Raw genomic sequence first — 13,570 nt, forward strand, 5'->3', positions numbered from 1 at the left:
TCAGTCTGTCAGCGCATCGCTGGCCGGTTCTTCCAGCAAGGAGCGGTAGCGATTGAGGCTTTCCTCCAGATGCGCGACCAGCGCATTGCGCGCCGCCTTTGCATCGCCCTGCGTGATTGCAGCAAGGATCATCGCATGTTCCTTGTTGATCTTCTTGAGATAAGACCGCGAAGCCCGCACGGGCTGGCGATGCTTCAGGAGCAGATCGAAGTTGATCTCGCCGATCACCGCTTCCAGAAAGTTCGGGAAATGCGGATTGCGGGTTGCTCGCGCAATCGCAAGGTGGAAATCGAAATCGGCGCGTGCCTCGACTTCCGGATCGTCGGTTTCCAGATTTTCCAGATGATCGTAAGCGCGGGCGATTTCCGCCAACGCCTCCGGCGTGCGGCGGGTGGCGGCAAGCGCCACCGACTGCATTTCTACGCCAAGCCGCAATTCAAGAATCTGCATTGCGGAGCGAATATCGTCGATCCGGCTGATCTCGTAATTGAGCGCCTTCACGTCCTTGTCGGTGACATAAACGCCCGCACCCTGCCGCGTGGTGACACGCCCTGCCACCTTGAGCGAGGTCAGCGCCTCGCGGATAACAGTTCTGCTGACGCCAAACTCTTCACATAGCTGGGCGCTGGACGGCAGCTTGTCGCCGGGACCATAGAGACCCGAGTCTATTCGGGTCGTCAGTTCCGCGACGACAATTTCCGCCAGATTTCCGCGTTGGGTAATGATTGACACGACATTTAACTCCAGCGCTGGTTATTTGATTTTATAAATCACGTGATGACTAACTATAGTGGCAGTACCATTTCATTGAGTATCTGAACAGGATGCCGGATGGACTGGCGTTCAATCGCCTCGATTAAAATGCTCTGACATATCCGCATGCCTTGACGAATTTCCAATCGTTGGACGTCGCTTGATAAATCGAATTGACGATAGGAAAAACGGTACGCGAGCTGTCACCGATGTCCACTTCACCTTGAAAGCCCGCCTGGGCCAGGTGTTGAGAGAGTTCGAGTGTCAGGCCATTGAAGGGCTGTTTCCTGATCAGAGATGGAATCATGTGGGACTCAAAAAACTTCTTGCATCGCCTTCAACTTGGCATATAAGTGATAACATACAATTCTTCCCACGCAAGACCAAATATGAGGCGGAACGTGAAAGATCAGACCATTATCATTGTCGGCGGCGCTTCGGGACTGGGTTTGACGACAGCAAAGCTGATGGTGGAAAACGGAGCGGCCAAAATCGGCCTCATAGACCGCAATGCGGAACTACTCGCCAGTTCCGCGGAATCCTTGCGCGAACTGGGCGTTGAAGTCGCGACTTCGGTCGCAGATATTTCGCGAGCCGCATCTGCCCACAAGGGCTTCAACGACGTCGCCGGCAAGCTAGGCCGCGTGCATGCGCTCGTCAACAGCGCAGCCATCTATCCGCGCAAGCCAATCCTTGAAATCACAGATGAAGACTGGGATCTGGAAAACGCCATAAACGTCAAAGGCACCTATCACATGATGGTGGCCGCCGTTCTGCATATGCGGCAATTCGTCGATGTGCCGCACGTCACAGGTCGCATCGTCAATGTCACCTCGGTCGACGCCTTCAAGGCGCATCCGCAAAACGCGCATTATGCAGCCACAAAGGCGGCTGTTGTCAGCCTGACCAAATCCTTCGCGCAGGAATGCGCCAAGGACCAGATTCTGGTCAATTCCGTTGCACCGGCGGGCTTTGCCACCGACCGCGCCAAGGAACTGGGCTTCCTGCCGGAACTGGCCAAGGCAAGCGCGCTTGGACGCGCCGCCGAGCCGGTGGAAATGGCGCAGTGGATCGTCATGATGGCTTCCGGCCGCAATACCTATGCCACTGGTGAGAATGTGGTGGTCAGTGGAGGCTATATCTATGTCTGATCCCTACCGCGTTGCGCTTGTCACCGGCGCCACGAGCGGCATCGGCAAGGCCACCGTCGCGCGGCTGCGCGAGCGCGGGCTGACCGTCTACGCCGTCGGTCGCAACAGTCAGGCGCTGTCAGCACTTGCCGCAGAAACGGGCGCGCTCACGGTTGAGGCCGATGTGCGCGACACGAAGGCAATCGAGGCTGCACTTTCTGGCACCGAGGTCGACATCCTGATCAACAATGCGGGCATTCTTTCCACCCGCGCCTTGTTTCACGAGATTGACCCCGACGAGATCAACGCCATGGTCGATATCAATCTCAAAGCGCCGATGCATCTGACCCGCGCCTTTCTGCCCGGCATGGTGGCGCGCAAGCGCGGCCACCTCATCTATATCGGATCGAGCGGCGGTCAGGCGCCATATCCGAATATGGGCGCTTACGGCCCCTCCAAGGCTGGCTTGAGCCTGTTTTGCGACAATCTGCGTTGCGATCTTCTGGGCACGTCTGTTCGCGTCAGCGAAATTGTGCCGGGCCGCGTGCAGACTGCACTCTACCGGACATCAATCCCCGACAATCAGGCGCAAGCCGTGCTTTACGATGGCTATCGCCCGATCCAGCCGGAAAACATTGCCCAGATCATTGGTCAGGTGATCGAACTGCCGGTCTTTGTCGATGTTTCCCGCGTCGAAGTCTTCCCGACCGATCAGGCGACCGGCGGCGGCTCCATGGTCAAATTTCAGGAAAACTAAGGCGAAGGCGACCCTCTGCGTAGCCTTTGTCGTTTCATCAGCATCATACCGGGCATCGCTCGCAAGAGCCGCGCACCGATCAGCTATGCGCGCGCGAAAAGCCCACGCCATAGCTCCACCGAAAGACAAGTAAAACTTGCCAATTGCCGGATTATCTTGATTTCGTGAAAATGCTCCGGCTGGCATGATCATTCACAAGGTGATCGCCGAAAAGGCGCACAGGAAGGAATCTGGAATGCGTAACGGAGGCCAGCTTCTCGTCGAAAGCCTCGTCGCTTTGGGAGCAAGAAAATCGTTCGGTGTGCCGGGAGAAAGCTATCTCGCCGTGCTTGACGCATTGCACGATACCAAGGGCGCGCTCGACTTTGTGATGTGCCGCAACGAAGGCGGCGCTTCCTTCATGGCAGCAGCCTGGGGCAAGCTCACCGGCGAACCCGGCCTCTGCTTCGTCACACGCGGCCCCGGCGTCACCAACGCCTCCGTCGGCATTCACACCGCCATGCAGGATTCCGTACCTATGCTGATCTTTGTCGGACAGGTCGGAACCGACATGAAGGGCCGTGAAGCCTTTCAGGAAATCGATTACCGCGCCGTCTTCGGCACCATGGCGAAATGGGCGACCGAGATCGATGATATCGACCGTATTCCCGAAATTCTGGCCCGCGCCTGGACGACGGCGACCACGGGTCGCCCCGGCCCGGTGGTCATCGCCTTGCCGGAAGACATGCTGACCTCTGCAACAGATGCAGCTCCCCTTTCCGGCCCCGCAAAGATCAGCGAAGCCGCACCTTCCGCCGCCGCTCTGGACGACGTGCAGACCTTGCTCGGCGCAGCTAAGCGGCCTGTCATCCTGATGGGCGGCATCAACTGGACTGAGGCCGGGCGCGACGCCCTGCAAAACTTTGCTGAAGCCTCCGACATTCCGGTTGTCGCTGCCTTCCGCTATCAGGACCAGTTCGACAATTTCTCGCCCTCCTTCGTCGGCGAGGCAGGCGTCGGCATGCTGCCGCATGTCAAGGCGCTGATCCGCGATGCCGACCTGATCCTCGCGATCAATGTCCGCTTCGGTGAAATGACAACGGATGGCTATACTCTGCTTTCCGTGCCGGTCCCGGCGCAGAAGCTCATCCATGTCCACGGTTCGGACCGGGAAATCGGCAAGATCTACCAGCCCACACTCGGCATTCAGGCTGGCCCCAATGCTTTCGCTACCGCCTTGAAGCCGATCAAAGGCGACTGGAATAAGTTGCGAGCGGATGCCCGCGCCGCTTTCGAGGCGAGTTTTTCGGCGCCTTCGCAGCCCTCGCCCGTCGATATGGTGGTAGCGATGGAGCATGTCCGCGATGTGCTGCCCGAAGACGCCATTCTCACCAATGGCGCAGGCAATTTCACCGTCTGGCCCAACAAATTCTTCAAATTCGGCAAGAAGAGCCGCCTGCTCGCGCCGCAATCGGGCGCGATGGGTTACGGTCTTCCAGCAGCGGTCGCCGCGAAGGTGGCCTTTCCGGAGCGCACGGTTGTCTGCTTTGCCGGGGATGGCGATTTTCAGATGAATTGCCAGGAACTGGCGACTGCCAAACAGGCGGGCGCGCAACCCATCGTGCTCATCCTCAATAACGGTATCTATGGCACGATCCGCGCCCATCAGGAGCGGAATTATCCGGGTCGTGTTTCCGGCACCACTATGGACAACCCCGATTTCGTGGCGCTTGCCAAGGCCTATGGCTTTCATGCGGAGCGCGTTGAGCGGACGGAAGACTTCCCTGCCGCTTTTGCCCGCGGCCGCGCATCGCGCAGGGGCGCTGTGCTCGATCTCGACATTTCACCCGAAGCACTGACACCGCGCCAGACGCTCAGCCAGATGCGCGCCGCAGCCCTCGCTAAAGTGCCGGTCTGATTGGATCAGATATGCATTTTAGCTGCTTATTTTAACGCGCATCGTTTCCGAAAACCGTTTCACACTTTTCGGGATGCGCACTAAAAAGGAACCAGCATGAGCCAGACCATCCGCCTTGGCGCTGATATCGGCGGCACCTTCACCGACATCGCGCTCGAATGCAAAGGTGCGCTCTATTCCACGAAGGTTCTGACCAATTACAGCGCGCCCGAACGGGCGATCCTCGACGGCATTGCCGTTGTGACCCGCGATGCGGGTATCAGCCCTGCCGATCTCGACATTGTCATTCATGGCACCACGCTGGCCACCAATGCGCTGATTGAGCGGCGCGGCGCGCGCACGGCCTTTGTGACGACGGATGGCTTTCGCGATGTCATCGAGATGCGTACCGAAAGCCGCTTCGAGCAATATGATCTCAATCTGCGCCTGCCAAAGCCGCTGATCCCGCGTGAGGATCGCTTTGCGGTCAAAGGGCGCATCGGCGCACAGGGGCAGGAACTTCTGGCCCTCGACGAAGAGACGCTGGAGGCCATTGCCGACACCATTGCCGCAGGTGGTTTCGGCGCGGTGGCCATTGGCTTCATCCACTCCTACATGAATCCGGACCATGAACGCCGCGCCCGCGATATCATCGCGCGCAAGGTTTCGGTTCCGGTCTCCATTTCCTCCGAAGTCTCGCCGCAGATGCGCGAGTTCGAGCGCTTCAACACTGTATGCGCCAATGCCTATGTGCGTCCGCAAATGGCGGATTATCTCTCCCGCTTGCAGGTGCGTCTGGCGGAGATGGGCGCAAAGTGCCCGGTCTTCCTCATCCACTCCGGCGGCGGGCTGATCACCGTCGAGACCGCATCCGAATTTCCGGTGCGTCTCGTTGAATCCGGACCGGCAGGCGGCGCGATCTTTGCTGCCGATGTGGCGCAGCGCTTTGGCCTTGACAGAGTGGTGAGCTATGACATGGGTGGCACGACCGCCAAGATTTGCCTGATCGAAGATTTTGCTCCCAAGACTGCCCGCACATTCGAAGTGGCCCGCACCTATCGCTTCTGCAAGGGATCGGGCATGCCGATCTCCATCCCCGTGATCGAGATGATCGAGATCGGCGCTGGCGGCGGCTCTATTGCATGGGTCGACGCCATGGGCCGTATCCAGACCGGCCCGGAATCGGCAGCTTCCGAACCCGGCCCGGCCTCCTACCAGCGCGGCGGCGAACGCCCGGCCATCACCGATGCTGATCTGCTGCTCGGCAAGCTCGACCCGGATAATTTTGCCGGTGGCGCAATCCGCCTATCGGTGGAAAACGCCGCCAAAGCCGTGGCGCGCGATGTGGGAGACAAACTCAACATTGCCGTGGAGCCTGCCGCCTTCGGTATCTGCGAAGTGGTGGACGAAAACATGGCCAATGCCGCCCGCGTTCACGCGGTGGAAAACGGCAAGAACATTTCCGACAATATCATGATCGCCTTTGGCGGCGCGGCACCGCTGCATGCGGCGCGCCTGTGCGAAAAGCTCGGCATCGACCAGTGCCTGATCCCTGCTGGCGCAGGCGTCGGCTCGGCCATCGGCTTCCTCAAGGCACCTTTCGGCTATGAGGCGCTGGCCTCGAAGATCGTGCGCATGTCGGACTTCAAGGCTGCCAGCGTCAACACACTGCTGGACGAGCTGAAGACGACGGCGGAAGGCTTTGTCCGCGCAGGTACGAACGGCAAGGTGCTGCGTGAAATCACCGCCTTCATGCGCTATGTCGGCCAGGGTTGGGAAATCCCGGTGACGCTTCCCGACCGCAGCTTTACCGAAGCCGACGCAGAACTGATCCGCGACAGCTTCCGGCAAAACTATGCCCGTTTCTTCGGTCGTGCCATTGATGGGCTGGATGGTCTCGAAATCGAAATCGTGACCTGGTCGGTCAAGGCGCAGGACGAACGCTCCACGCCCAAACGCCATGCGCTGACCTTCGGTCGCTCGACCATTGAAACGCCGGTTACCCGCGCCGTCTTTGATCCCGCACAGGCCGCCAATCTGACGACCGCCATTGTGGAACGCCACACGCTTGCCCCCGGCGCGCGCGTCAGCGGCCCAGCCGTGATCGTAGAACGGGAAACCTCCACCGTTGTCACCTCGCCCTTCGATGTGGTCATGCAGGATGACGGCGCCCTTCTTCTCCTGCGCAAGGAAACAGCAGCATGAGCGACGCGACACAGGAAATCCGCATGCAGGTCATGTGGAACCGTCTGATCTCGGTTGTCGAGGAACAGGCGCTCACCCTTCTGCGCACGGCCTTCTCTACCTCGGTTCGCGAGGCGGGTGACCTGTCTGCCGGTGTGTTCGACCCTCAGGGCCGCATGCTGGCGCAGGCCGTGACCGGCACGCCCGGCCATGTGAACACCATGGCTGAGGCCGTGCTGCATTTCATGGCCGAAATCCCGCGCGAGGAGATGTATCCCGGCGACACCTATGTCACCAATGATCCATGGAAAGGCACCGGTCATCTGCACGACATCACCATGGTGTCGCCATCCTTCCTCGGCGACAAGCTGGTCGGCTTCTTTGCCTGTACGGCGCATGTGGTTGATGTTGGCGGGCGTGGCTTCGGCGCCGATGGCAAGTCGGTCTATGAAGAGGGCATCCAGATACCGATCATGAAGTTTGCCGAGCGTGGCGCGGTGAACAAGGATCTGGTGCGCATGCTGCGCGCCAATGTGCGCGAGCCCAATCAGGTTGTCGGCGATTTCTATTCGCTCGCGGCCTGTAACGATGTCGGCCATAACCGCCTCATCGACATGATGCAGGAAATCGGCCTGACATCGCTCGACACGCTAGGCGAGTTCATCTTTGCACGCACCCGCGCCGCGACGCTGGAACGCATCCGCGCATTGCCGAAAGGCCAATGGGCGAACGAACTTGTGACCGATGGCTATGACAAGCCGATCAGCCTCGCGGCAAAGGTCGAGATTGAAGGCGATACGGTCAATGTCGATTTTGCGGGCAGCGATGCCGTCAGCCCATGGGGCATCAATGTCCCGATCATCTACACCAAGGCCTATGCCTGCTATGCCCTGAAATGCGTGATCGCGCCGGATATTCCCAACAACTGGGCCTCGCTGGAATTGTTCACGATTTCCTCGCCGGTCAATATCCTCAATGCCGAGCGCCCGGCCCCGGTTTCGCTGCGCCACGTCATCGGCCATATGGTTCCCGACCTCGTTCTCGGCGCGCTGGCCAAGGCCCTGCCCGGCCAGATTCTGGCCGAAGGCGCTGCCGCATTGTGGAATATCCACATTTCGGCGCGTCCCGTGGCGGGTCAAGCCGGACGCAAGGCCGAAATCCTGATGTTCAACTCCGGCGGTATGGGCGCACGTCCCGAACTTGACGGCCTGTCGGCGACCGCTTTCCCGTCCGGCGTGATGACCATGCCGATCGAGGCGACCGAGCATACCGGCCCGATTGTCGTCTGGCGCAAGGAACTGCGTCCTGACTCCGGTGGTGACGGCGAATATCGCGGCGGCCTCGGTCAGACGATTGAAATCGGAGCCATTCCCGGCCACGAGTTCGATTTTTCGGCGATGTTCGACCGCGTTCACCATCGCGCCAGAGGCCGCAATGGCGGCGGCGAAGGCGCGCCGGGAGTGGTGGCGCTGGATGACGGCACCAAGCTGAAGCCGAAAGGCTGGCAGCATGTCCCGTCAGGCCACAGGCTGGTGCTGCAACTGCCGGGCGGCGGCGGTTATGGCGAGCCGCAGAACCGCGACCCGCAAGCCCGCGCCGAAGATATTTCGAAGGGCTATGTGTCGGCCAAGTAAATAAAATAAAGCATCGGCCCGAAATCAGTTCTGAGCTTCGGGCCGATGACATAGAAAATAGCGTTTCCGGCAAAACCGCGAAGCGATTTGGCACAGGAAAAGCGAATAGATGACCAGCCGGCATTCGTGATGGAGTGATATGAGCGAGCGGACAATCAGACTGCCCCCTCTCAACGCGCTGCGTGTGTTTCACGCGGTAATGCGCCACCGCAGTTTTCGCAGCGCCGCCGACGACCTTCTGGTCAGCCCGCAAGCCGTCAGCCAGCAGATCAAGCAGCTTGAAGAAACGACCGGTGTCCAGCTCTTTGAGCGGAAAGGACGCACGGTCGAACCGACCGAGAATGCCATTCTGCTCGGTCATTATGTCCAGTCCGGCTTTGCCGAATTTGCCGAGGGTATCCGCCGCATCAGCAAGACCGGCCAGCGCGACCGGATCAACATCAATGCCAGCCCCTATTTTGCGACACGCTATCTGCTCGAAAAGCTGGGCGGCTTTCGCGACATTGTGCCGGGCGCCGATCTTCGCCTGACAACCATGGTGGAGCTGCCGGATTTTGCCCGCGACGATGTGGATGTCGCCATACAATGGGGTTTTGGAGGCGATGTTCAGGGGAGCTGGAAAAACTATGAGACCAGGCCGCTGACCCGCGACGTAAAGGTGATCTGCTGCACGCCCGATCTGGCGCGCCAGATCGCGTCACCCGCCGATCTTCTCCCTATGACGCTGCTGCATCCCGTGCTTTCGGGCAACCTGTGGGCCGATGTTCTGGATCATATGGGCGTCGCGTTCGATCCGGCGGCAAGCAATATGCGCCTTCAGGACGCCGCCACCATGCGCCGCGCGACCGTGGCGGGCTTAGGCGTCGGGCTCCTCTCCATCGCTGACGCGGAGGAAGACCTCAAGCTTGGGCGTCTCGTCGCGCCTTTCGGGCGCGAGATCATGACCACCATGCCGGAAGCAAAAGTGCCGTGCTTTTATCTTGTCTTCCCGAAAGCGCATCTGCGGGTCCCCGCCATCGCAGCTTTCTGCAAATGGCTCGAAAAACATCCCTGGCGCGCCGAGAGGCTCGATACTGCGGCAATAACAGACAGTTAACCTCTTGATCTGATTGCCAGTCATAATCTGTCGACCACGATCGGGGCCTCGCGCGAACAAGAACATTAGCGGGTGCGTCGGCCTAGGCAAAAAATTGATTCTTATATGATGAGTGGTAAGTGCTACGCTTCGTACACTTTTGCATTGGCTCAATTCAGCACAACTGGTGGCCCTACTTTATTACCCCAGTCGCCTTCGATCTAAAGCAGTGTCATCGTTATCTCTTGCTATTACATGTCACTATAATCCGATGCCAAAGGTTTAATAGAACGATGACACATATTCTCAGAAAGCAGAACGTGGTGGCCATCGCACATGCAGAGACTAACGTGCTCCACGCACGAAGCTTTCACCAAGTGCTTGCGGCAAGCTTGCCTTGCGGCCAGCGATCAACAATACCAACATCACCATGGCAAATGGCAACATCTGGATCACGTCTGTAGGCACATTGACGCCGGCAACCTGTAACGCCGTTGCCATCGATAGGCTGACACCGAACAGTAATGCGCCGCCCAATACCCATAACGGCCTGCCGCGCGCAAGCATAGCAAGAACGATGGCGATGAAGCCGTTGCCATGGCTCATGAACGGAATGAACACGCCCGCAACTGTGACCGACATGAAGGCTCCGCCAAGACCGGCCAATGCACCGGTTATCAGTACGGCAATACTTCGCGTGCGGACAATATCCACACCGGTTGCATCAAGTGCCGCCGGTTTATCGCCCGCCGCCTGCAGGGCTGTGCCGAGATGCGTCATCCGGTAAATCCAGGCGAAAACCGCGACCAGAATGACCGCCACATAAACAACCGGATTATGGTTGAACAGGATTGGTCCCAGCACGGGAACTTCAGACAGAGGCCAGATCGGCCATTTCGGAGCACCGTCCAGACGTGGGTATGTTTGCGAAAACTGCACGAAATGCAGGAGTGCGGTCAGACCTTGCACAGCGAGCGTCAGGGCAATACCGATGACGATCTGATTGAGGCCGAGCCGCACGCAAAACAGCACCATGAAGGATGCGATGAACGCGCCAGCCGCCATGCCGCCGACGAAGCCGAGCCCCATGCTGCCGGTGGTCCATGCCACCAGAAAACCGGCATAGGCACCGACCAATATCATGCCTTCGAGCCCGATATTCAGGACGCCTGCCTTTTCCGACAATTGCTCGCCAAGCCCGGCTAGCAAAAGTGGTGTACCCGCAGCGATTGCACCTAGGAACAGCGTGATGATGAAACTATCCGTAAAAAGCGCCATGTTTTCTCCTCCTCAGACCTTCGCCCGGTAACGGCGATTCTTGTCAAAATATTCCGCCAGCGCCAAGGTGATCAGCAACAACGCCACGATGACGAGCGAGAAGAAACTTGGGACACCAAGCCGACGCGCTGCACTTTCCCCGCCGATTGTGAGGGCGGAAAACAGGAAGACATAAGCGATGGAGCCAAAGCCGTTGAGCCGCGCGAGGAAAACCAGCGGCACCACCGTTAGGCTGTAGGCCGGGTTCCAGTCCGCGCGGACATTGCCTTGCGTGCCCAGAATATCCACCGCGCCGGACAGCCCGGCAAGGCCTGCCGAAATGGCAAAGACGGCGATGGTCAGCTTCGGAACCGATAGACCGGCATGAACGGCGGCGCGCGGATTGGCCCCGACCAGCCGTAATTTCATGCCAAACGAGGTTTTCGTCATCATCAGATGCATGGCGATGATAACGACGAGGCCGATGATCAGGCCCGATGAAATGGTCGTATCGAACAGCTTCGGCAAGCGCGCATCCACCGGAAGCGTGCGCGTTTGCGGGGTCGTGGTCGCCGGATCGAGAAAAGCGAGCTTCACCAGCACATTGGCCAGCGAAACGCCAAGGAAGCTCATCATCAAAGTAGTGATGATTTCATTGATGCCATGCCACGCCTTCAGCATTGCAGGCAACAGGCCCCAGACCGCCCCAACCGCCAGACCAATTAGCAGACCGACAGCAAGGTTGAGCCAGATCGGCAATCCGGCCGTGTGCAAAAGCGGTGTGGTAGCCGCGACAATCACCGCAGCGAACAGAAACTGCCCGTCGCCGCCAAGATTCCAGATGCCAGCACGGAAAGCCACGATCAGGCTTGCCGCGATCAGCAGAAACGGCCCCATACGGGTCAGCGTTGCCGATAGACCGGACGGCGATAAAATCCCCCGCTCGACCACATAGGCATAATAACTTAGCGGATTGACGCCCATGGCGAGCAAGATCAGCCCACCCAGAACAAGGGCCGCGACCAGCGGTCCAACGCTGACGGCAAGGATTCTGCCCCACGCGGAAAAAGACAGACGTGCCATCTGTCCAGCCATCCCAGCCGTGCCGGCTTGCTGATCGCTCATTCTTCTTCTCCGGTACTCATCAGACGGCCGATGGTATCGCGCGCGCCTGCTTCATTCTGGACCGTACCGAGCACTCTGCCCTGGTCGATCACGGCTATTCTGTCGGCAAGCTCCAGAAGCTCGTCCAGATCGGTGGAAATCAGCAACACCGCCTTGCCAGCATCTGCGGCATCACGGATACGCTGGCGGGTGGCCCGAATGTTTTTCACGTCGAGCCCATAGGTCGGCTTTGCAAAAATCACCGCTTCGGCTGCGCCTGTCAGTTCACGCGCCAGCAGAACCTTCTGGATATTGCCGCCCGACAAAGTGCCAACCGGCGTCTGGACATCCGGCGTGCGGATATCGAAATTGCGAACATGTTCGGCAGCCTGAGCGCGGATCTGTTGAGGTTTTTCCAGCCCTTTGCGCCAGAATGGGGCGGCGCCAATGTCTTTCAACAGAAAATTGGTGGCGACCGCGAAAGCGCCCACCGTTCCCTCGCCAAGACGATCATCCGTCACGTAGCGCAAGCCTGCCGTACGGCGCTCACCCACCGAAAGCGCGCCGATTTCAGTCCCGTGCAAGCGAACGCTTCCGACGGACGGCGCTTGGCCTGCAAGCGCTTCCGCGAGTTCTTTCTGGCCATTGCCGTCGATACCGGCAATTCCCAGTACTTCCCGAGCACGGATGGTCAGCGAAACATCGCGAACCGGAATGCGCCCCGCGCTGGAGTTAAGCTTTTCGACCGTCAGTACCGTCGCGCCCAAATCGCGGCTGACACGTGGCGCGGTTTCACCGTCACCCGTGGCGGCATTGCCGAACATGAGCTGGATGATATTGGCTGTGTTTTCTGCATCGGTATGGGATTTCAGCTCTTCCGGTGCGATAGCGCCAGCGTTCTTGCCGAGGCGCAGTACGGAAATCCGGTCGCCATAGGCAAGCGCTTCGTTGAGCTTGTGGGTGATGAATATGACCGCCAGCCCTTCCGCCACGAGCCGCCGCATCAGTTGCCCCAACGACACGGCCTCGTTTGGCGTCAGCATGGCTGTCGCTTCGTCAAGGATCAGGCATCGGCTGCCACGCATCAAGGCACGCAGAATTTCCACCTGCTGCCGTTCGCCCAGCGACAGGCTGGAGACCAGCGCAAACGGATCAACCCGCAATCCCACGCGGCTTGCCGTTTCGTTGATACGCTTCGCAACGCCGCTGCGATCCGGTTTCCGCCACCATGCGCCGCCCAGTGTAAAATTGTCGACGACCGTCAAACTCGGAACCAGCATGGAATGCTGGAAAACAGTACCAATCCCCAGCGACAATGCATGGCGGGGCGATGTGATGTTGACCTGTGCGCCATCCACCTCGATCCAACCATCGTCAGGCTGCTGCAGCCCGGACAGCATGCCGACAAGTGTGGATTTACCCGCACCGTTTTCGCCAAGGAGAACATGAACCTCGCCCGGCCAGATATCTGTGCTGACATTACTATTGGCGACGACACCCGGAAAGCGCTTGGTTATGCCGCGCAGAGCGACAAAGGGCATGCCCGATGCACTGACCGGAGAATTTATCGCGTGTGATGGAAGAGGGACTACTTTTTCTGTTGTCGCCTGCATCAAACTGTCCTTCATGGAAGTCCGCCTCGTCGCGACCGGATGGATCACGACGATGCGCGGAAGCAACGAGACGGGTATTCGAGCGTCGTGCGTCCTTTCGGGCGCACAAAATTCGCTCTCACTGCTTTATCCATGCATCGCTTTTTCAGAAATCGCGCCCGATTTCTGAGCCGATGCTTGAGCAAGC

11 protein-coding genes are annotated in these 13,570 nt (G+C 59.1%); 7 read left to right on the plus strand and 4 right to left on the minus strand.

All coding sequences use genetic code 11. The annotated features are described in order from the left end of the window. A complete protein-coding gene (locus D8666_RS21550; protein ID WP_121539366.1) occupies positions 1 to 732 on the minus strand; it encodes a FadR/GntR family transcriptional regulator in 732 nt (243 codons plus the stop codon). 422 nt (positions 733 to 1,154) lie between these two features. On the opposite strand from D8666_RS21550, the gene D8666_RS21560 reads away from it, so the two are divergent. The 6 genes from D8666_RS21560 to D8666_RS21585 all read left to right on the plus strand — a co-directional run bounded on the left by D8666_RS21560 (position 1,155) and on the right by D8666_RS21585 (position 9,430). After that, entirely contained in the window at positions 1,155 to 1,904 is a 750-nt protein-coding gene (locus tag D8666_RS21560) for an SDR family NAD(P)-dependent oxidoreductase (RefSeq protein WP_121539368.1), read from the plus strand. Beyond that, on the plus strand, positions 1,897 to 2,640 hold the full coding sequence (locus tag D8666_RS21565; protein WP_121539369.1) for an SDR family oxidoreductase: 744 nt from the start codon (positions 1,897 to 1,899) through the stop codon (positions 2,638 to 2,640). Before D8666_RS21560 ends, D8666_RS21565 begins: the two co-directional genes overlap by 8 nt. 235 nt (positions 2,641 to 2,875) lie before the next feature. Next, positions 2,876 to 4,537: a thiamine pyrophosphate-binding protein gene (locus D8666_RS21570; protein WP_121539396.1), complete on the plus strand. Its 1,662-nt coding sequence runs from the start codon at positions 2,876 to 2,878 to the stop codon at positions 4,535 to 4,537. A 96-nt stretch (positions 4,538 to 4,633) separates the two neighbouring features. Continuing rightward, positions 4,634 to 6,721 carry a hydantoinase/oxoprolinase family protein gene (locus tag D8666_RS21575; protein WP_121539370.1) on the plus strand — a complete coding sequence of 696 codons (2,088 nt, stop codon included), beginning with the start codon at positions 4,634 to 4,636 and terminating at the stop codon, positions 6,719 to 6,721. Then, on the plus strand, positions 6,718 to 8,334 hold the full coding sequence (locus tag D8666_RS21580; protein WP_121539371.1) for a hydantoinase B/oxoprolinase family protein: 1,617 nt from the start codon (positions 6,718 to 6,720) through the stop codon (positions 8,332 to 8,334). Before D8666_RS21575 ends, D8666_RS21580 begins: the two co-directional genes overlap by 4 nt. Positions 8,335 to 8,473: 139 nt before the next feature. Beyond that, positions 8,474 to 9,430, plus strand: coding sequence for a LysR substrate-binding domain-containing protein (locus D8666_RS21585; protein ID WP_121539372.1), 957 nt, complete (start codon positions 8,474 to 8,476; stop codon positions 9,428 to 9,430). A gap of 324 nt (positions 9,431 to 9,754) precedes the next feature. Here the strand turns inward: D8666_RS21585 and D8666_RS21590 are convergent, their stop codons facing one another. From D8666_RS21590 to D8666_RS21600, 3 genes are read right to left on the minus strand one after another with little or no spacing between them, the layout of a single operon-like run. Next, on the minus strand, positions 9,755 to 10,687 hold the full coding sequence (locus tag D8666_RS21590; RefSeq protein WP_121539373.1) for a putative B6 ABC transporter permease subunit 1: 933 nt from the start codon (positions 10,685 to 10,687) through the stop codon (positions 9,755 to 9,757). A 12-nt stretch (positions 10,688 to 10,699) separates the two neighbouring features. Next, positions 10,700 to 11,791 carry a putative B6 ABC transporter permease subunit 2 gene (locus tag D8666_RS21595; RefSeq protein ID WP_121539374.1) on the minus strand — a complete coding sequence of 364 codons (1,092 nt, stop codon included), beginning with the start codon at positions 11,789 to 11,791 and terminating at the stop codon, positions 10,700 to 10,702. Further along, positions 11,788 to 13,311, minus strand: a complete 1,524-nt coding sequence (locus D8666_RS21600; protein WP_121539375.1) for a putative B6 ABC transporter ATP-binding protein — start codon at positions 13,309 to 13,311, stop codon at positions 11,788 to 11,790. The genes D8666_RS21595 and D8666_RS21600 overlap by 4 nt, the downstream gene beginning before the upstream one ends. Between D8666_RS21600 and D8666_RS21605 the strand changes: the two genes are divergently transcribed. Further along, positions 13,310 to 13,552, plus strand: coding sequence for a hypothetical protein (locus D8666_RS21605; protein ID WP_121539376.1), 243 nt, complete (start codon positions 13,310 to 13,312; stop codon positions 13,550 to 13,552). The two genes, D8666_RS21600 and D8666_RS21605, sit on opposite strands and share 2 nt — an antisense overlap. Positions 13,553 to 13,570: the final 18 nt, after the last annotated feature.

Source organism: Ochrobactrum soli, assembly GCF_003664555.1.
Taxonomy (GTDB): Bacteria; Pseudomonadota; Alphaproteobacteria; order Rhizobiales; family Rhizobiaceae; genus Brucella; species Brucella teleogrylli.